At 42.9% G+C, this 19055-nt stretch carries 15 protein-coding genes and 7 tRNA genes; 16 read left to right on the top strand and 6 right to left on the bottom strand.

Going from position 1 to position 19055, the window contains the following annotated elements; all coding sequences use genetic code 11:
- Positions 1–708 precede the first annotated feature (708 nt).
- The 8 genes from PPIS_RS19425 to PPIS_RS19390 all read left to right on the top strand — a co-directional run bounded on the left by PPIS_RS19425 (position 709) and on the right by PPIS_RS19390 (position 2335).
- Positions 709–783: transfer RNA gene (locus PPIS_RS19425), tRNA-Gln, on the top strand.
- Positions 784–785: 2 nt separating this feature from the next.
- Positions 786–862 (top strand) — tRNA-Met (locus PPIS_RS19420).
- Positions 863–947: 85 nt separating this feature from the next.
- Positions 948–1032 (top strand) — tRNA-Leu (locus PPIS_RS19415).
- 131 nt (positions 1033–1163) lie between these two features.
- A tRNA-Gln gene (locus tag PPIS_RS19410) sits at positions 1164–1238 on the top strand.
- Between the two features lie 40 nt (positions 1239–1278).
- Positions 1279–1363 (top strand) — tRNA-Leu (locus PPIS_RS19405).
- A gap of 131 nt (positions 1364–1494) precedes the next feature.
- Positions 1495–1569 (top strand) — tRNA-Gln (locus tag PPIS_RS19400).
- Positions 1570–1609: 40 nt separating this feature from the next.
- Positions 1610–1694: transfer RNA gene (locus tag PPIS_RS19395), tRNA-Leu, on the top strand.
- Between the two features lie 86 nt (positions 1695–1780).
- On the top strand, positions 1781–2335 hold the full coding sequence (locus tag PPIS_RS19390) for a hypothetical protein (RefSeq protein WP_010370432.1): 555 nt from the start codon (positions 1781–1783) through the stop codon (positions 2333–2335).
- A 116-nt stretch (positions 2336–2451) separates the two neighbouring features.
- On the opposite strand, the gene PPIS_RS19385 is transcribed toward PPIS_RS19390, so the two are convergent.
- Entirely contained in the window at positions 2452–3618 is a 1167-nt protein-coding gene (locus PPIS_RS19385) for an FAD-dependent oxidoreductase (protein ID WP_010370430.1), read from the bottom strand.
- A 230-nt stretch (positions 3619–3848) separates the two neighbouring features.
- On the opposite strand from PPIS_RS19385, the gene miaB reads away from it, so the two are divergent.
- From miaB to lnt, 5 genes are read left to right on the top strand one after another with little or no spacing between them, the layout of a single operon-like run.
- Entirely contained in the window at positions 3849–5282 is a 1434-nt protein-coding gene (gene miaB / locus PPIS_RS19380; protein ID WP_010370427.1) for a tRNA (N6-isopentenyl adenosine(37)-C2)-methylthiotransferase MiaB, read from the top strand.
- A gap of 54 nt (positions 5283–5336) precedes the next feature.
- Positions 5337–6371 (top strand): PhoH family protein, encoded by a 1035-nt coding sequence (locus PPIS_RS19375; protein ID WP_010370423.1) that lies wholly within the window; start codon positions 5337–5339, stop codon positions 6369–6371.
- Between the two features lie 3 nt (positions 6372–6374).
- The gene (gene ybeY, locus PPIS_RS19370) at positions 6375–6833 is read left to right on the top strand and encodes an rRNA maturation RNase YbeY (RefSeq protein WP_010370421.1); all 459 of its coding nucleotides are present in this window, start codon (positions 6375–6377) and stop codon (positions 6831–6833) included.
- A gap of 22 nt (positions 6834–6855) precedes the next feature.
- Positions 6856–7734 (top strand): CNNM family magnesium/cobalt transport protein CorC, encoded by an 879-nt coding sequence (gene corC / locus PPIS_RS19365; RefSeq protein WP_010370418.1) that lies wholly within the window; start codon positions 6856–6858, stop codon positions 7732–7734.
- Complete coding sequence (lnt, locus tag PPIS_RS19360; RefSeq protein ID WP_010370415.1) at positions 7712–9289, top strand: apolipoprotein N-acyltransferase; 1578 nt, start codon at positions 7712–7714, stop codon at positions 9287–9289. The genes corC and lnt overlap by 23 nt, the downstream gene beginning before the upstream one ends.
- A gap of 393 nt (positions 9290–9682) precedes the next feature.
- On the opposite strand, the gene PPIS_RS19355 is transcribed toward lnt, so the two are convergent.
- Entirely contained in the window at positions 9683–11839 is a 2157-nt protein-coding gene (locus PPIS_RS19355; protein ID WP_010370411.1) for a tetratricopeptide repeat protein, read from the bottom strand.
- A gap of 101 nt (positions 11840–11940) precedes the next feature.
- On the opposite strand from PPIS_RS19355, the gene PPIS_RS19350 reads away from it, so the two are divergent.
- On the top strand, positions 11941–12600 hold the full coding sequence (locus tag PPIS_RS19350) for a hypothetical protein (RefSeq protein ID WP_010370408.1): 660 nt from the start codon (positions 11941–11943) through the stop codon (positions 12598–12600).
- An 18-nt stretch (positions 12601–12618) separates the two neighbouring features.
- Here PPIS_RS19350 and PPIS_RS19345 read toward each other — a convergent pair whose 3' ends face one another.
- Both PPIS_RS19345 and PPIS_RS19340 read right to left on the bottom strand, forming a co-directional pair.
- Positions 12619–13347: an SIR2 family NAD-dependent protein deacylase gene (locus tag PPIS_RS19345; protein WP_010370405.1), complete on the bottom strand. Its 729-nt coding sequence runs from the start codon at positions 13345–13347 to the stop codon at positions 12619–12621.
- 29 nt (positions 13348–13376) lie between these two features.
- Entirely contained in the window at positions 13377–13895 is a 519-nt protein-coding gene (locus PPIS_RS19340; RefSeq protein ID WP_010370402.1) for a winged helix-turn-helix domain-containing protein, read from the bottom strand.
- Between the two features lie 262 nt (positions 13896–14157).
- Here PPIS_RS19340 and PPIS_RS19335 point away from each other — a divergent pair, with 262 nt between their 5' ends.
- Positions 14158–14529, top strand: coding sequence for a hypothetical protein (locus PPIS_RS19335; RefSeq protein WP_010370398.1), 372 nt, complete (start codon positions 14158–14160; stop codon positions 14527–14529).
- A 137-nt stretch (positions 14530–14666) separates the two neighbouring features.
- Positions 14667–15260: a porin family protein gene (locus PPIS_RS19330; RefSeq protein ID WP_010370395.1), complete on the top strand. Its 594-nt coding sequence runs from the start codon at positions 14667–14669 to the stop codon at positions 15258–15260.
- Between the two features lie 75 nt (positions 15261–15335).
- Here the strand turns inward: PPIS_RS19330 and uvrB are convergent, their stop codons facing one another.
- Both uvrB and PPIS_RS19320 read right to left on the bottom strand, forming a co-directional pair.
- On the bottom strand, positions 15336–17339 hold the full coding sequence (uvrB, locus tag PPIS_RS19325; protein ID WP_010370392.1) for an excinuclease ABC subunit UvrB: 2004 nt from the start codon (positions 17337–17339) through the stop codon (positions 15336–15338).
- Complete coding sequence (locus PPIS_RS19320) at positions 17339–18715, bottom strand: MATE family efflux transporter (protein WP_010370389.1); 1377 nt, start codon at positions 18713–18715, stop codon at positions 17339–17341. The genes uvrB and PPIS_RS19320 overlap by 1 nt, the downstream gene beginning before the upstream one ends.
- Positions 18716–19055: the final 340 nt, after the last annotated feature.

The following is a 19055-nucleotide window of genomic DNA, read 5'->3' as shown; positions in this document are numbered from 1 at the left end:
TGGAGTATCGCCAAGCGGTAAGGCAGCGGGTTTTGATCCCGCCATTCCCAGGTTCAAATCCTGGTACTCCAGCCATCTCTTTTTGAGATGTTAGCTACAAATAAATATCTACTGTGCGGAAGTGGCGGAATTGGTAGACGCGCTGGATTTAGGTTCCAGTATCTTCGGATGTGAGAGTTCAAGTCTCTCTTTCCGCACCATGTTCTCGATTGGAACTAAAACAATCAAATTTTCGTTGGAGTATCGCCAAGCGGTAAGGCAGCGGGTTTTGATCCCGCCATTCCCAGGTTCAAATCCTGGTACTCCAGCCATCTCTTTTTGAGATGTTAGCTACAAATAAATATCTACTGTGCGGAAGTGGCGGAATTGGTAGACGCGCTGGATTTAGGTTCCAGTATCTTCGGATGTGAGAGTTCAAGTCTCTCTTTCCGCACCATGTTCTCGATTGGAACTAAAACAATCAAATTTTCGTTGGAGTATCGCCAAGCGGTAAGGCAGCGGGTTTTGATCCCGCCATTCCCAGGTTCAAATCCTGGTACTCCAGCCATCTCTTTTTGAGATGTTAGCTACAAATAAATATCTACTGTGCGGAAGTGGCGGAATTGGTAGACGCGCTGGATTTAGGTTCCAGTATCTTCGGATGTGAGAGTTCAAGTCTCTCTTTCCGCACCATGTTCTCGATTGGAACTAAAACAATCAAATTTTCGTTGGAGTATCGCCAAGCGGTAAGGCAGCGGGTTTTGATCCCGCCATTCCCAGGTTCAAATCCTGGTACTCCAGCCAATGGCTATGTAGCTCAGCTGGTTAGAGCACATCACTCATAATGATGGGGTCCCCTGTTCAAATCAGGGCATAGCCACCATTTATAAATGCGGAAGTTTTGGAATTGGCAGATGTCTTGATATAGACGCTGGATTTAGGTTCCAATAACTAATGCAAAATGATATGCGGAAGTGGCGGAATTGGTAGACGCGCTGGATTTAGGTTCCAGTATCTTCGGATGTGAGAGTTCAAGTCTCTCTTTCCGCACCATGTTCTTTCAAGCAGAACTAAAACTCTTGAACTTACCTCTATTGCTGGGTATCGTCTCGACACGAAGTGGAAGCGGTAAGGTAGCCTAACTCAAATCTAGGCTAAATAAGGTTTGAACTTACCTCTATTGCTGGAGTATCGCCAAGCGGTAAGGCAGCGGGTTTTGATCCCGCCATTCCCAGGTTCAAATCCTGGTACTCCAGCCATCTCTTTTTGAGATGTTAGCTACAAATAAATATCTACTGTGCGGAAGTGGCGGAATTGGTAGACGCGCTGGATTTAGGTTCCAGTATCTTCGGATGTGAGAGTTCAAGTCTCTCTTTCCGCACCATGTTCTTTCAAGCAGAACTAAAACTCTTGAACTTACCTCTATTGCTGGGTATCGTCTCGACACGAAGTGGAAGCGGTAAGGTAGCCTAACTCAAATCTAGGCTAAATAAGGTTTGAACTTACCTCTATTGCTGGAGTATCGCCAAGCGGTAAGGCAGCGGGTTTTGATCCCGCCATTCCCAGGTTCAAATCCTGGTACTCCAGCCATCTCTTTTTGAGATGTTAGCTACAAATAAATATCTACTGTGCGGAAGTGGCGGAATTGGTAGACGCGCTGGATTTAGGTTCCAGTATCTTCGGATGTGAGAGTTCAAGTCTCTCTTTCCGCACCATTTAGTAACAATTTCTTTCCTCTTTATTCATTCCTAGCTCATTTTACTAATGCTACTTTCAAACTTTCTTCACATTAGGAAAGAAAGTGCTAAAGTTTTTATTTCTTTTATTCTCATTAATCATTTTAAGTATACCTAGCTTTGTAGAAGCAAAGGCTAGTTCAATTTGCTCTCCATCACACATAGAAATAGCACTTCAGCATTTTAGCTACTGTCAGCCCTCAGAGCAGGCAAATAAAGTTTCATTCCAAACTTTTACTAACGATACCTACTCAGTTGTGATTAACGACAACTCTTCTGAACTATCGTTAAGCTGGATAACTGGCGCTACCGCACTTGCTGGTCTACCTAACAAGTATGATTTAACACCTCTTGAGTTTATGACACGAGCTTTCAATGGCACGTTTGATATACAGAGTGAAGACATGCAGAAAGTCAGTGCTGAACTTGGCGTTATAGACGAAGCAAATGTGTTTACCGCTACTCACGGAGCAAAACATATTTTTCCTTCTATCAGACCTTCAGGAGTTCAAACTGCTTACATTTTGCAGCCCAACAGTGATTGGTTATTAAGGCTAGATGGCAAATTTGATATTAATACTTTGATGTATGTCGTCGATAAGCTAACACTGATGAGATGATCTCGCACTAAATAATGAAGCGTGCAGTAATACCGATTTATCTTAATACTTGCTCCTTCAAAAAGATCACTTAATTAAGTAAATTGGTGTAACACGCTCAGTGCAGAGAACAAAGATTAAAAACCAACTCCTCCCATAGCATGCTTAAGCACTTCTTTTTTTAACGGCCCAGCTTTATTCGCCACATTCAGCGCCAGATTTCTCAAATGCTTTAACGGTGTTACTTGATTCGAAAAACCAAAATAACATGCATCCATCATACTCATCATCAAGAGGTTGTCTTTCCTACGCTTTTTCTCATAATGATGCAATGCGCTACTGTCACCAATATCTTCTTTTGACTCAATCGCTTTAGCAAGCGCCGTTACGTCTTTAAAGCCAAGGTTTACTCCCTGCCCTGCTAACGGATTAATGGTATGAGCTGCATCTCCTACTAATACCACTCGTTCGCTCACGTACTGGTTAGCATGTTGCCTTGCTAAAGGTAAAACCGCCACTTCTTCAATCTCAAAGTCACCGGGTAGCTCAAAAAATGCTGCTTTTACTTCTTGTTTTAGCGCCTGCTTATCTAATTGCTTAAGTAAATTGAGTTTATTGCCGTTGTCATACCAAATCAGATTGGCATACGGATACTGCATAGGTAAAAAGGCAATGGGACCTGATGGCTTAAATTGCTGCCATGTTTTTTCTTGCTGCGGCGCGTCGAGTTTAATCAGTAGCCCCATACAATGTTGCTCATATTGCCACCCCGTCACGCCTATGCCACTCATTTGTCTGACGATAGAACGGCCACCATCAGCTGCAATTAACAAATCGGCGGTAAAGGATGCTGCTTGATACTCAATCGTCACGGAATTCTCATTATGAACAATACGCTTTGGGATCCCCTCAGGTGAAACCACTTTGATATCAAATTCCTTAAACTGTTGCCACAAGGCAGCTTGAATGAGGTTATTCTCAATTAAGTGGCCTAAGTGCGAGGCGTTTAGCGCTTCACAATCAAATATCAACTGTCCAGGCTTATCCTCATAGGCTTCTAGCTGCTTGTAAACCGCAGCTCTGGCGCTTCTTAACACAGGCATAGCACCGAGTTCATCCAATAACTGCTCGGAAAAGCGATTGATAGCAGAAACGCGAATATCTACCTTATCACTTGCGAGTATTTCACCAGGTGAGATGGGAGAATGTTCAATAATGGTTACGTCAACACCTTGCTTCGCTAGCTTAACAGCACACGCCGCACCAACCATGCCACCACCGACTATCAGAGCCTTGTTTTTCATGCCATATTCCACTTAATTGAGTCTTTGCGCATTGTAACGCATATAAAAACAGATGTTTGCTTAAAACACCCTGTATTGATCCACATTTTGAAAGTTAAAATCTATACTTGGCTAGACAAGATAGGTCATATAAAATACGCGTCCTTTAGGCATAATGATATCAATTCAGCATCGCCTGCACGAGAAACGCGTAGTGCTAAACACCGAGTTGTAAACGAGGCAATATTTAAATGAGTAAAAAACTGCATATTAAAACCTGGGGTTGTCAGATGAACGGGTATGACTCCCAGAAAATGGCGGATCTTTTGGATTCAACAAATGGCTATCAGCTTACAGAAGAAGCTGAGCAAGCTGATGTGATCCTACTCAATACTTGCTCGATTCGTGAGAAGGCACAGGAAAAAGTATTCCACCAACTTGGTCGTTGGAAACTACTAAAAGACACAAACCCTGATCTTGTTATCGGTGTTGGTGGCTGCGTAGCATCACAAGAAGGCGACACCATTCGTCAGCGCGCTCCATTTGTTGATATCGTGTTTGGCCCACAAACATTGCACCGCCTACCAGAGATGATCAAGCAGGTGCAAAGCAAAGAAGGTGCTGTCGTTGATATTTCATTCCCTGAAATTGAAAAATTTGACCGTCTCCCTGAACCAAAGGCTGAAGGCCCGAGTGCATTTGTTTCAATTATGGAAGGTTGCTCTAAGTACTGTACTTTCTGTGTTGTACCGTACACGCGTGGCGAAGAAGTAAGCCGTCCTTTAGATGATGTGCTCCTTGAAGTTGCTCAGCTTGCGGAGCAAGGTGTACGTGAAGTGAACTTACTCGGTCAGAACGTAAATGCTTACCGTGGTGAAATGCACGATGGTGAAATTTGTTACTTCTCTGACTTAATTCGCTACGTTGCAGCAATTGACGGTATTGACCGTATTCGTTATACAACATCTCACCCGGTTGAATTTACACCAGATATCATTGAAGCCTATGCGGATGTGCCAGAGCTTGTTGACCATTTACACCTACCGGTACAAAGTGGTTCAGACCGTATTCTAAACCTTATGAAACGCGGTCATACTGCGCTTGAGTACAAGTCAACGATCCGCAAGCTACGTAAGATCCGTCCGAACCTAAGCATGTCTTCAGATTTCATCATTGGTTTTCCAGGCGAATCGAACGCAGACTTTGAAGCGACGATGAACCTGATTAATGATATCGGCTTTGATATGAGCTTTAGTTTCATCTACTCGGCGCGACCTGGCACACCAGCAGCAGACTTACCTGACGATGTGGCAGAATCAGAAAAGAAAGAACGCCTGTATCTTCTACAGAACCGTATCAACCAAATGGCGCAGGATATCAGCCGCAAGATGCACGATACCGAGCAGCGTATTTTGGTTGAAGGCCCATCGAAGAAAAACCCAATGGAACTGCGTGGTAGAACCGAAAATAACCGCGTTGTAAACTTTGAAGGTCCACACTCAGTGATCGGCCAATTCGTCGATGTACGTATTACTGAGGCGTTACCAAACTCGTTACGTGGTGAGCTTATCCGCACTGAAGCAGAAATGGATTTACGTCGTGACGTAAAACCGTCGGATATCTTAAATAAAGCACCACAAGAACCTGAAATTAATGAATTAGGTGTTGGTACTTTTACCCCCTAGCATTTTTAAATTGTGCGCTAGCTTCGGCTAGCGTCATTTTTATAGGAAGACATTTTGAGTAATCAGATAAAGAATATAGAAATTTACTTAGAACCCGCAGATAACCACCGCCTTTCTTCACTTTGTGGTCCGTTCGACGAAAATCTAAAACAAATAGAACGTCGCCTTGGAGTTGAAATCGCGCACCGTGACAATTGGTTTAAAGTGACCGGACAAGCGGTAACGGCAAAAGCAGCTGTGGATATTCTAAAATCTCTATATGTTGATACTCAGCCTGTGAAAGGAAAAATGACAGAAATCGAACCGGATCAGGTTCATCTAGCTATCACAGAAGCGAACGTACTTGAACAAGACGCGCCAACCGTGTGGGACAAAGAAGTCTATATTAAGACTCGTCGCGGTGTGGTTAAGCCTCGTAACCCAAATCAGAGCCAATATGTCGCTAATATCTTAACTCACGATATTACCTTTGGTGTTGGTCCTGCGGGTACAGGTAAAACCTACCTTGCTGTTGCAGCAGCGGTTGATGCGCTAGAACGTCAAGAGATACGTCGCATCCTCCTCACTCGTCCAGCGGTTGAAGCTGGTGAAAAGCTGGGCTTCTTACCGGGTGATTTAACACAAAAAATCGACCCTTACCTTCGTCCACTTTATGACGCCCTATTCGAGATGCTTGGTTTTGAAAAAGTTGAGCGCCTAATCGAAAAAAATGTCATCGAAGTTGCACCTTTGGCGTATATGCGTGGTCGAACACTCAATGACGCGTTTATTATCTTGGACGAGAGCCAAAATACCACGACTGAACAAATGAAGATGTTCCTAACGCGGATTGGCTTTAATTCAAAAGCGGTGATCACCGGTGATATCACGCAAATCGATTTGCCTCGCGGTGCACGCTCTGGACTTCGTCATGCGATAGAAGTGCTCAATGATGTAGAAGAGATTTCATTTAACTTCTTTAAATCTCACGATGTAGTTAGACACCCTGTGGTTGCTCGTATCGTCGAAGCATACGAGAAGAAAGAAGAACAAGAGCGTCTCGCTAAAGCTGAAAAGCATCAAGCGAAACAGCAACCTTCTGAGGAATAAACCATGGACTTAATGCTAGATTTGCAATTGGCTTGTGAGTTTGAAAACTTGCCATCCGAAGCACAATTTCAATTATGGGCAGAACATGCACTAACGCAATTTCGCGAAGAAGCAGAATTAACGATTCGCATCGCTGACGAGCACGAAAGCCAAGAGCTTAATAGCCAGTACAGAGGTAAAGACAAGCCAACCAACGTGTTGTCTTTCCCATTTGATGCGCCACCAGGGATTGAGTTGCCACTTATTGGTGATTTAATTATTTGTCCCCAAGTGGTATACCAAGAATCCATAGAGCAAGAAAAGACCTTTCATGACCACTTCGCCCATATGGTTATCCATGGTTGCTTGCATTTACTTGGATTTGACCATATAAATGAACAAGACGCGGTAGAAATGGAAACAATAGAGAAGCAAATTCTCGCTTCTTTGAATATCGCGGATCCTTACAGAGACGATTGTTAAATTAACGGAGCAGACACAACTAATGAGCGACGATAACTCGCAAAGTAGTCAGGGTTCTTCTAGCAAGACCTGGCTGGGACGCATCACACAGATGCTGCAAGGGGAACCCCAAAATAAAGAAGAACTGGCTGAAGTCATCGCTGATGCGCAAGAGCGCCAATTGATTGACCCAGAAACCAAAGATATGATGGAAGGTGTACTCAGCGTTTCAGAGCTGAAAGTACGTGACATCATGATCCCACGTTCGCAAATGATTACACTTGATGTAGATGAGCCGCTCAGTGCTCAACTCCCTATGATGGTTGAATCTTCACACTCGCGTTTTCCTGTGATTTGTGAAGACAAAGACCACGTAGAAGGCATCTTACTTGCCAAAGATCTCTTACCTTTGATTTTGCGCGAAGAGAGCGATTTGCCAAGTATCCGCGAATATCTTCGTCCCGCTGTGGTCGTGCCTGAAAGTAAGCGTGTCGATACCCTGCTCAACGAATTCCGTCAAAAACGTTACCATATGGCTATCGTGATTGATGAATACGGCGGTGTATCTGGACTGGTTACTATCGAAGATATTCTCGAAACCATTGTTGGTGAAATAGAAGATGAACATGACGACGACGAAGAACAACAAGATATTCGTCAGCTGTCTAAGCATGTTTATACCGTACAAGCACTCACCCCCTTGGATGAATTCAACGAATTTTTCAAAACCAACTACGACACTCAAGAAGCCGATACCATTGGCGGTATTATTCTTCATGCATTTGGCCATATGCCAAGCCGTGGTGAAACTATAGACATAGATCCCCTTCAGTTTAAGGTAACTAACTCCGATAACCGGAGGATCTTACAAATTCAAGTAAGTGTACCTAAATCTGAACATGTTGAAGACTCTAGTATCTAACCTGAGTAACCTCGCAAAAGATAAGTTTGCATGGCTGGCACTAATTTCTGGCTGTGCGCTTACTTTTGCTTATTCCCCTTTTGGTTTTTGGCCTATCGCGTTTGTCAGCTTGATTATAGCGACTTGGCTTACCGATAAATCCAGTCCAAAGCTCGCGGCTAAATATGGCTTTTTATTTGGTTTTGGCTGGTTTGCCCTTGGCATAAGTTGGGTGCATGTCTCTATCGCTGAATTTGGTGGTTTACCCTTACCTGTCTCAGTGCTGTTGATGGCATTACTATGTGCTTATCTTGCCATCTACCCAACATTGGCATTTGCTTTTGCCAGCTACTTTACTCGCACACCTTGGCAACGGGTGTTGGCACTTGTTGCGGGGTTTGCCATTACCGAGTGGCTACGAGGCCATATGCTCACGGGCTTCCCTTGGCTTAGCTTTGGTTATACATTAACTGACTCGCCTCTGAGCAGTTTAGCCCCTTGGATCGGTGAATTTGGCTTAACATTGCTAGTTATTCTAGCGACAACAAGCCTTTACTATCTACTTAAACAACGTGCGATTTATCTCACCATAGCCAGCTTTGCTAGCATTGCCGGTCTATACAGTGTGCCAATCATTCAAGGCCCACTAAAATACTCGGGAGATGAAATCACCACCTTACTTGTACAAGGTAATATCAAGCAGAGCCTGCGCTGGGAGCCTGAGCAGTTTTGGCCTACCATGTCTAAATATCGAGATATGACTAGACCTAACTGGCAAGGCGTTGATTTAGTAGTGTGGCCAGAAGCCGCGATTCCTGAATTTGAAGATATCGCCTACCCATTTTTAGAAGGGCTGGACAAAGCCGCCGCGTTTAATGGCACTGCACTAATAACAGGCATTCCCGATTATCAGTTTGATACCAGAACCGCGTACAATACGCTGATCACGCTTGGTAAAAAGGAAAAAGAAGACAGCGAAGGGCAATATCACTATCTGCACAAAAACCGCTATCAGAAGCACCAATTGCTGCCTATTGGTGAGTTTGTGCCATTCGAAGACCTATTGCGTCCTATTGCGCCTCTTTTTAACTTAGCGATGTCGTCATTTACTCGAGGTGATGCGGTACAACCAAACCTACTTGCGAACGGTTTGCATGTGTTACCCGCTATTTGTTACGAAATTGCATTTAGCGAGCTTGTGAGAGGTAACTTTACCTCTGAGTCAGATATTCTTTTTACTGTGAGCAACGACGCTTGGTTTGGAGATTCCCACGGCCCGCATCAGCATATGCAGATCGCTCGCATGCGTGCCTTAGAATTACAGCGCCCATTAGTTCGAGTAACGAATAATGGTATCACTGGTGTTTACGATCCACTTAGTAAAGTTCAGCATACCATTCCACAATTCGAAGCCAATATACTGAAAAGTGATGTAAAACTAATTAGTGGAGTGAGCTGGTATGCAGAGCATGGTAATCGCCCCATCTGGTTTATTGTCGCTTTTATTATGCTGATACTCACCGCTGCAAAGGTAAAGCCCATAGTGCTTAAGCGATTTGAACGCAACTTTTTGTAGTTGCGGTGTTGTACCTTTCGCGATGTAAAATAGCTCCTACACGTAATATATAACCTCTGGTAGGAGCCGCTTTACGCGGCGAGCTTTTACCATATCACAACGTAAAATCGCACCTACACGCGATACATAACCTCTGGTGGGAGTCGCTTTACGCGGCGAGCTTTTATGCCATATCGCGATGTGAAATCGCTCCTACACGCGATATATAACCTTTGGTGGGAGTCTCTTTACGCGCCGAGCTTTTGTGCCATTTCGCGATGTAAAATCGCTCCTACACGCGATATATAACCTCTGGTGGGAGCCGCTTTACGCGGCGAGCTTTTGTGCCATTTCGCGATGTAAAATCGCTCCTACACACAATAAATAACCTCAGGTAAAAGCAGGTTTGTGTTATTACTCACAAGGTATAATAACACTCACTTTCAACCCACCTAATTCGCTATGCGCAACGGCAATGCTGCCGCCGTGCAATTCAACCAGTTTTTGACAAATAGATAAACCTAAGCCGGAGCCACCAAGATCTCGGCTACGAGACTTATCACAGCGGAACAAACGTTCAAACAATCTCCCTAGAGCTTCATCGCCCACACCAGGACTTGAATCTTCAATAACACATTGGATCTGCTGGCTTTGATAGCTAATATCCACACAGACTTCTCCCGGCTTGTCGGTATAATTTACACTATTACGAGCCAAGTTATTGAATACCTGAGCTAGCCTAGTTACGTCAATGTCGATTTCCAGTTCATCTGGTAGTTCTATATTGGCATTAAACTCAAGCCCTTCATCCGTCACAAAGTCATCAATATCTTCAACAAGACCAATAAACGCTTGTTTGGCATTGACGCGCTCTAACGCCAAGTTAAGGCTGCCAGTATCTGCCTGCGCGAGTTCATAGATATCTTTAATTAATGTGTTAAGAGTATCGAGACGGCGGTTAAGCACTTTGTAACTCTGCTTTGGATTTTCCACCAAATTATGTTCCAGAGATTCAATATACAGCTTAAGTACGGTAAGCGGTGTTCTCAATTCATGAGAAATATCTGCAAGTAGTTGCTGCTTTAAATCCAAGGTTTTGTTGAGAAGCTGCTTCTCAAGTTCCAGTGCGCGACGTTTGTTTCTCGCAAGTAATAAGAACGCGCTCAGTAAAACGACCAACACTCCCACCACTGCTGCCGTTACTATTTGTTCTACGCGCTGTTCGGCAAGCTCCACATCACGCTGTGTTTTTAGACTTTGTAGCTCATATTGATTCTTCTGGTACTCTGTATCCATCTGATAGGCCAAGGCTTTTTGACTGGCTTCTTTTTCAAGCTGAGAAACTTTAGACTCCGCATATTGCAGGTGGTAGTTAAGCGCAGACTCAAAGTCACCTTTCGCGCTATAGGCGTCCTTTAACACTCGTAATGCGGTTTCCTTGAGGCCAATATAAACCTCATCTTGAGCAATAATTTGCTCCATACTTTGAATAAAAAAATCAGCTCGTTCAGGTAAAACAATTTGCGCATAGGTAGTCATCGTCTCTTGATAAAGCACTTTGCTTTGTACCGGATCGATTAACTCTAACGCTTGTTCAACATATTCTTTGGCCTTAGCTTTTTCATCTGCTTTTAATTTAACTTCAGCCAAATTACTCAGCGCCCAGCCCTGATTTCTGGTGTGGTCATTTTCTTCGAAAATCGTAAATGCTTTTTCAAATGACGCTTGTGCATTGTCATATTGGTTTAGTTTCATTTGTTCACGACCAATTCGGATCAACGTGTAAGCTGAATAAACGACATTGCCCGCTTTAATGTCATATTTATAAGCATTTTGATAGGCTTCAAGCGACTTTTCATGGTCGCCAATCACTTGATGTGCACCACCTAGGTTATAGTAAACTTGTCCAAGTAAAACCGTATTTTCCTGTTTTTGGCTTTTTAGTACCGCTATCGATTGCTGCAGTAATTCAAGTGCCTTGTCCGGTAATGAAAGATCCGAGTAAACATCTGCTAACTGAGTGATAGCAGATACCTGCAAGTCTGGGAGTTCATACTTTTTTGCCACTTCAATTGAGAGTTCGTAACTCTCTATAGAGTCTTTATAACTACCATTGCTTTTGTAAGCAGCAGCCCGAAAGCGATAAGCGTGGCTTAACAATCGATGCATATCAAGCGCAGATAGCTGAGATACGGCTAGGTTTAAATAACTAATCGCGTCGCTAAACCTCCCCTCTTTGAGCATGAGGTCACCATACGTTAAAGAGTATTTAGCTTCATATTCGGGTAAATGATGCGAGAGTAATACCTGTTTAAAGCGCTCCGCCCATTTATATGCCTCTTCGAGCTGGAAACCGTTTTTTAATGCAACCGTGGTCTTATGGTGAACGTCTGCAATTTCTTCCGGTGTTAAGCCCGACTCTAATACTTGGTCGACTTTTTGAAGTGCGCTATCACGTGTTTCTTGTTGCTGAATTTCTTTAATAAAAGCATCGTATAAACGCTCATTGGCATGAACTAGCGGGCTTAATAGTAGGCAACAAGTAAGCAGTATTATCTTAAAGTGCAACACGTAATCGTCTCTTTGTTATTATCGTTATAAATTGAGCAAAACAGCAGGCAAGTAGGCTATCATATTGCGTGAGCATTAAATAATAAATTGTGGTTCTATGTATGTCGAATAATAGTCTAACTCAGTTTTTGCTAGCGTTAAAAAGCGCGGATATAGAAAAAATAAAAACCGTGTACGCACACGCTCCCAAAGACGAGCAGATTGAAGTCCTCAAGTTTCTTTTTCAAAGTGCGCAGGGTAACACTGCACTCTATGGCCACTATCAAGATATAGCGAGTATTTGCTTACAAGCAGCATGCTTTCCAGAAGCGATGATAGCTGCGATTAACTCCTTGGAAAAGTTTGCCTTTTTCTCAACACCTTTGATCCTAGCTGAGCAAATCAATAACCTTAACCCGCAAGGAAATAACATCCTACATATTCTTTTATCGCAAATGCCCGCGAAAGATAACGGTCTAAATTACCTTAGAACCCTATTGCACTTTGAAAGCAAAGAGCTACTTCAAAATGCACTGAGTCAAAGAAACGCAAAAAAGCTAACACCTCTAGAATGCTACTTAGCTTTTAATAGCCATACTGCGCCACTGAGTATTCAAGAATTAAGCGCTTTACTTGGCTTGATGGAAATCGAAAGGCGACATACAAGCGCAGTGGAAAACCACAACGCCAAAGTGATTGAATCACACCTCCTACAACAACACCGGCTCAGTGAATATAAACAATTTCTGCTAGCCACTTACTATCAAAGCAATGCAGGCTAACTTTCCTCAGGCTTTAAATTAAGAGGTTGGCAAACTGGCGATGTATTCACTTGCCGTCATGCGGTGATAGGTGACTTGCTCGTAAAGTAAGTGCGCAGGATTTGGGTCAACCACTTCTATCGGAATTGCTTTGTGCCTTGCTATTTCCAAGGCCATTTGAGTGATATTGACACTAAAGGAAGTGCCCATAAAAATCATTCGATCCGCGGCATACATTCGTGACTGTGCTTCGCTAATACGATACAGATCGGTGTAGTATTCGTCGAATAACAATACATATGGCTTAAGTGACACGCCTTTTTCAGGCCCTCGTTGAGCAATCTTGAAAAGTGCTAACAACGACTCGGCCAATCGACTTTCGTCTACCTCATCCCAAGGGGCAGTAAAGCACTCCGTGGGCTCACCTTGGGTATGAAAGGGTGTCACCTGATCAACACGTCCATGGATCGCAATAAAGTGGTTATTACCCGCTTTACCATCTAAACCGTCAATATTTTGCGTGATCACATTTTTATTACTAAGCCATTGATGAACTTGATTGGGACCGTGATTACGGTAAGTCACAAAGCGATGGTAATACCATTTTAAGAATTCTGCCGGTTGCGATTTATACATTGCGCGCGTAGCCATTTCTTGAGGAGTGTAATTAACCGAACCTATCGTCCAAAAGCCATCCTCTCCTCGAAAGGTTGGGATACCACTTTCGGCACTCACCCCTGCACCTGTGATATACAACGTTTGCAACATGACACAACCTCAACTCAAGTAAATTTGACTCACGATAACGTAAAGTAGATACCCAAGGCTAGCAACACAAGTGCACCCGCAAGCCCAAACATAGGCAGCTTGCTACCACTAGATCCAGGCCTTTCGAGCACTTCAGAAGGTGATTCAGTCACTACCGTTTCTTCTTCCACCGGTTGTACATCCACTTTAGTCGACTCATTGGTCGCTGTTTGAGGTGAAGCCTGCGATGAAGCCTGAGCTTCCGCAGTCCCTTCAAAAGCCGTACAAGGGATCTGCCATTGATACGCTTTTCGTGAAAAGGTTTTGATAGCATCATCACCGAACAAAGCTCGTAAATGGCCAATATTTTGAAATACGACCTGATCTGTGACTTTCCTATCTGGCCATACTTTCTCTAAGATGTCTTCTTTACTGTGGATAGTTTGAGGAGCGGATAAAAATAACTCCAATATCTGAGCAGGTTTTTGTTTTAAATTTAGCTTTCTGTCGTCTTTATAAAGCTTTAGCTCTTTGCTATCAAACAAAAAATCCTTAAAAGCAAATTTCATTTCCCTAGTTCCCAACTTGGTCTTAATTACTATAATAATTATTGTTTTATTCGAATTTACTACGACATAACATTGCATTTATAGCGAAACATGCCGCGAAAATATAGGGCAATGTTACATCGGTTTACAAACTATTGATAAAATCGGCTTTTAGTATAGAGCGATCACTCAGAAAATCACTACCTAATCCTTAGAATAATTCGAATAGACTCAAAACCTAAGCGTATATAAACTGCGTTTTCCGTAATTGTTAGGCTGGCTCATGTTACTTGCTTTTATCTACTCCATGGTGTTGATAAAAACCTCATTACTCGGGTTAGGAGTAGTCAGTATTGTGCTATCAACTGTCTTTATTCTCGCGCTACACCTCAACATACCCGCTCTCTCAGTCAACGCAAAAAACCAGTTCGTTAAATCATTTAAACTTGTGCTATTTGCACACCTACTCGGATATTTGCTGTTAGTGAGTAAACTTTTGTTAATTGATGGCTGGCAAGATGTGCCTATGTTCATTGCAAGCCATTTGATCATGCATCACATATGGAGTGGGCTTATTGCTGCAATTTTGACATTGACGACCATACTAAAATACCAAACGTTCATTGCAAAACCTAAGACAGCTAAGAGCACTTAGCAAATACAACTATTTATATTTGTAAAATAAAGCAAACTGAATTCGACGCCTTCTTACACTTTATGACAGCCCCCCAACAGACCTTGACACTCCCTCTATTTATACTGTCCTCAAGTTAACCACAACGGACATTGATTATGAAAATTAAAGCGCTTTTATCTCTTGCATTACTCACAACAAGTTTATCGTCTTTTGCAGAACAAAATAACGAGACACATCGCGTTGGTTTAGACATTTCTGGCGGTGGCGCTTCTTATAAAAGCTCAAGTAAAGATGGTGATGGTGTAGGCCAAGCCTACCTGTATTACAACTATCACTTTACGCCAATTTTGGCGCTGGAATTAGGTTATAACAGCGGTGAAGACTTAGATGATTGGAAGTGTGAAGACGAAAATGATCGCAAGTTTACCTGCACACAAAATAACAAAACTTTGTTTGGTCTTGGTGCTAATAACTTAGAATTTGATAACTTTGTTGTTGCGGCAAAAGGCTACTATCAAATTTCCGACAACAGCTACTTTTACGGCAAATTAGGTGCAAACTATTATGATTACGAAATCACTCGTGGCCGCACTAAATTAATTACCGACGATGGTATCGGCTTTGTTGCTGAAGCCGGTTGGCAATATGACTGGGATAACGGTATGGCAGTTAACCTTGGCTACAAGTACCTTGATATGGGTGACTTGGATACATCGAGCCTATCTCTAGGTGTCAGCTACCGTTTCTAAAGCAACCTACCCAACCAATAAAAAAGCATGTGGTCTATACATGCTTTTTTATTCTTTAAAGCCGACGTTTTAGCCCTAGGCTTTAATCAAACGCTTTTGTAAGATCTGAACTTGATCGCGCGCTTGAGCTGCTTTTTCAAACTCAAGCTCTTTAGCAAACTTCATCATTTGTGCTTCAAGTCGGTCTATTTCTTTGGCGATCTCTTTCGCACCCATTGCAGGCATACCTGGTTTAAACTTGGCATCGATATCCACCACTTTGTCATCAGCCACTTCCTCACCGAGATCCATTACATCCATGATCTTCTTATTGAGCGCCGTTGGTGTAATGCCATTAGCCTCATTATACGCCTCTTGCTTTTCTCTACGTCTTTGCGTTTCATCTATTGCTTGACGCATTGAATTCGTCACCCTATCACCATATAAAATAGCTTTACCATGTAAGTGACGTGCCGCGCGGCCAATTGTCTGAATAAGAGAGCGCGTCGAGCGTAAGAAGCCTTCTTTATCTGCATCAAGTATGGCAACCAATGAAACCTCAGGCATATCCAAGCCCTCTCGTAACAAGTTGATGCCGACTAGTACATCAAAAACACCTTTGCGTAGGTCTCGAATGATTTCCATACGCTCAACGGTATCGATATCAGAGTGTAAGTAACGCACCTTAACATTATGGTCGTTAAGATAATCGGTCAGATCTTCTGACATGCGTTTTGTTAGCGTAGTAACCAGCACACGCTCATTCACTTCCACCCGTTTGTAGATCTCAGAGAGCAAATCGTCAACTTGAGTTGCAACTGGACGCACTTCTACTTCTGGATCTAACAGCCCTGTTGGGCGGATCACTTGCTCAGCAACATCACCCGCTGATTTATTCAATTCATAATCACCGGGTGTCGCCGAAACATAAATGGTCTGCGGCGAAATCGCTTCGAACTCTTCAAACTTTAGTGGTCTATTATCTAGCGCAGACGGTAATCTGAAACCATATTCAACTAAGTTTTCTTTACGACTGCGATCGCCTTTGTACATTGCCCCCACCTGCGAAACGGTAACGTGAGACTCGTCGATGATCATAAGCGCATCATCCGGCAAGTAATCTAACAAAGTTGGTGGTGGCTCGCCTGGTGCGCGTCCCGATAAATATCGACTGTAATTTTCAATACCAGAGCAATAGCCAAGCTCGGTCATCATTTCAATGTCGTACTGTGTACGTTGAGCGATGCGCTGCTCTTCGACTAAGCGATTTTTATCCAATAATTGATTACGACGATCTTTGAGTTCCATCTTAATGCGCTCAATGGCATCAAGGATCTTTTCTCTTGGCGTTACATAGTGAGTTTTTGGATAAATAGTCGCGCGAACCAGGTGTTTTTCAACGGCGCCAGTCAAGGGATCAAATAAACTGATCCGCTCTATTTCATCGTCAAACATCTCAACCCGTACCGCAATGGTTTCCGATTCCGCAGGAAAAATATCAATCACTTCACCGCGAACTCGATAGGTACCTCGGCTAAAATCCATATCATTACGCGTGTATTGTAGTTCAGCCAAACGCCTTAACATGTCACGCTGATCGATAGTTTCACCGACTTTCAGTAATAGCATCATTTTCATGTAAGAGTCGGGATCGCCAAGGCCGTAAATCGCTGAAACTGAGGCGACGATGATCGTATCTCTGCGCTCAAGCAAGGCTTTGGTCGCGGATAAACGCATTTGCTCTATATGATCGTTGATAGACGCGTCTTTCTCGATAAATGTGTCGCTGGCAACGACATAAGCCTCGGGTTGATAATAGTCATAATAAGAGACGAAATACTCAACCGCATTATGAGGAAAGAATTCTTTCATTTCGCCATACAATTGCGCCGCCAGCGTTTTGTTATGCGCCATAATAATTGTCGGGCGGTTAAGGTTATTAATGATGTTGGCCATGGTAAAGGTTTTACCCGTTCCCGTAGCCCCCAGCAAGGTTTGATGTGCAAGGCCTGATTCTAAACCATCGCACAGTTGAGCAATCGCTGTTGGTTGATCTCCGTTTGGCTGAAACTCAGAAACTAGCTGAAACTTATCTTCCATTACGCCTCCTTTTGAACCTCGCTTGCTGCAATTTCATTGATCACTTTCTTAAACCAATTGTAGGCAATAGCTGCGGTAAATAAATTCCCCAAAGCAGCGCCTGTAAATAACCCTGGCAACCCAGCCAACTGTGAGCCTATATAAGCGATAGGTACATAAAATATGAACAGTCGGATCACACTTAGAATGAGCGCATTCATCGGTTTATGCAACGCATTAAATGACGAATTGGTTAATATGATCACACCTTGAAGTCCGTATCCTAGCGGCATGATATAAATAAATAGCTGTATGGTCTCAACGACAGCTGGCTCATTACCAAAAGTATGACTGATGTAGTAAGCACTCAATACCAGTAATAAGTAGACCGCAAATTGAAAACCAAGCACAAATTTAAGTGTTTGGGTATAAGCATCAGCCACACGCTGATAGTGCTTTGCACCAAAGTTCTGACTTACAAAGGGAGGCAAGGTCATAGAAAGCGCTAAAACCACCAGACTTGCGATAGACTCAATACGACTTCCAACACCAAATGCGGCCACAGCTTCAGGTCCATAACTAGCTATAAGTGCTGTCATTACCGCCATTGCTAAAGGTGTCAGCATATTTGCACCAGCTGCAGGCAGGCCTATGGTGAGAATTTTTTTCGCCGCATTTGTGAAGCTGGTGTATTTTGCAGACAGTGAGATAAGACGCTTTTTAACTATCAGCAAATATAAAATGATAGTTACCCCAAGACTCCAAGACAACACACTGGCCACTGCAGCGCCTTTTACACCCATTGCATCAATAGGCCCAAACCCGAAGATTAATATCGGGTCCAGCACCGCATTTACTAATCCCCCGAGCCCCATAACTAAACTTGGCGTTTTGGTATCACCACTGGCGCGCAGCACTGAATTACCAATCATCGGCGTTATCAATAAAATCGAACCAATGAACCACACCGACATGTAGTCGTGGATAAATGGCATAACCGCTTCACCAGCACCGAGGAGAATAAAGATCTCATCGACAAAAATGAAACCGAGAATAGAAAGTAATGAAACGAATATCGCAGAGATAATAATAGCTACTGCGGCATCAAATTTGGCTTCATCGAGCAAATTGCTACCTAAAGCCTTCGCGATAACGGCGGATGTTCCAATACCTAACCCGATGGCTAAGCTAATTACAGTAAAGGTAACAGGAAAGGTGAAGCTGATTGCCGCGAGCGGCTCTGTGCCAAGCATACTAATAAAGAAAGTATCAACGAGATTAAACATCATCAGCGTGATCATCCCGAATATCATGGGGATCGTCATTCGCTTTAAAGTCGCCCCAATATCACCAAAAAGGATATCGTTGCCACTGGAATTTGACTTAGCTTGAGTCATAACAACCTATTTCTGATACTTTAAGCGGCTCATTGTATGCTATTCAAGATGTTGACGCTATGGGGTAAACGTTAAGAGTCGTTATAAAGTCTAAATTAGCAACAGTTACCTATAAAAAGCTTGTATTACGCTGCAGGATTGAGGTTTAGTGTTGAAAATAACGATTCAGTAAGTTTTGACAAAAAAGTTACAATCCAGCTTGCAAAGTAGCATGTTTTTTGCACAGCCAAAATGGTAAAAAGTTCATAAAAGCTTCACACTGAACAACAAATAAACAAAAATAACCAATCAAATATAAGCCATTGATATTATTGAAATTAAATATTTATCGAATTTTACT

Source organism: Pseudoalteromonas piscicida (assembly GCF_000238315.3).
GTDB classification, from domain to species: Bacteria; Pseudomonadota; Gammaproteobacteria; order Enterobacterales; family Alteromonadaceae; genus Pseudoalteromonas; species Pseudoalteromonas piscicida.
This window is presented reverse-complemented; position numbering and strand designations above follow the sequence as displayed.

What these genes read in the sequence shown, in the direction of transcription:
- PPIS_RS19340 (WP_010370402.1), bottom strand. Translation starts at nt 13,895, where the DNA reads ATGAAATTTGCTTTTAAGGATTTTTTGTTTGATAGCAAAGAGCTAAAG.
- PPIS_RS19335 (WP_010370398.1), top strand. Translation starts at nt 14,158, where the DNA reads ATGTTACTTGCTTTTATCTACTCCATGGTGTTGATAAAAACCTCATTA.
- PPIS_RS19385 (WP_010370430.1), bottom strand. Translation starts at nt 3,618, where the DNA reads ATGAAAAACAAGGCTCTGATAGTCGGTGGTGGCATGGTTGGTGCGGCG.
- PPIS_RS19345 (WP_010370405.1), bottom strand. Translation starts at nt 13,347, where the DNA reads ATGTTGCAAACGTTGTATATCACAGGTGCAGGGGTGAGTGCCGAAAGT.
- corC (WP_010370418.1), top strand. Translation starts at nt 6,856, where the DNA reads ATGAGCGACGATAACTCGCAAAGTAGTCAGGGTTCTTCTAGCAAGACC.
- PPIS_RS19350 (WP_010370408.1), top strand. Translation starts at nt 11,941, where the DNA reads ATGTCGAATAATAGTCTAACTCAGTTTTTGCTAGCGTTAAAAAGCGCG.
- PPIS_RS19330 (WP_010370395.1), top strand. Translation starts at nt 14,667, where the DNA reads ATGAAAATTAAAGCGCTTTTATCTCTTGCATTACTCACAACAAGTTTA.
- PPIS_RS19320 (WP_010370389.1), bottom strand. Translation starts at nt 18,715, where the DNA reads ATGACTCAAGCTAAGTCAAATTCCAGTGGCAACGATATCCTTTTTGGT.
- miaB (WP_010370427.1), top strand. Translation starts at nt 3,849, where the DNA reads ATGAGTAAAAAACTGCATATTAAAACCTGGGGTTGTCAGATGAACGGG.
- lnt (WP_010370415.1), top strand. Translation starts at nt 7,712, where the DNA reads ATGTTGAAGACTCTAGTATCTAACCTGAGTAACCTCGCAAAAGATAAG.
- ybeY (WP_010370421.1), top strand. Translation starts at nt 6,375, where the DNA reads ATGGACTTAATGCTAGATTTGCAATTGGCTTGTGAGTTTGAAAACTTG.
- uvrB (WP_010370392.1), bottom strand. Translation starts at nt 17,339, where the DNA reads ATGGAAGATAAGTTTCAGCTAGTTTCTGAGTTTCAGCCAAACGGAGAT.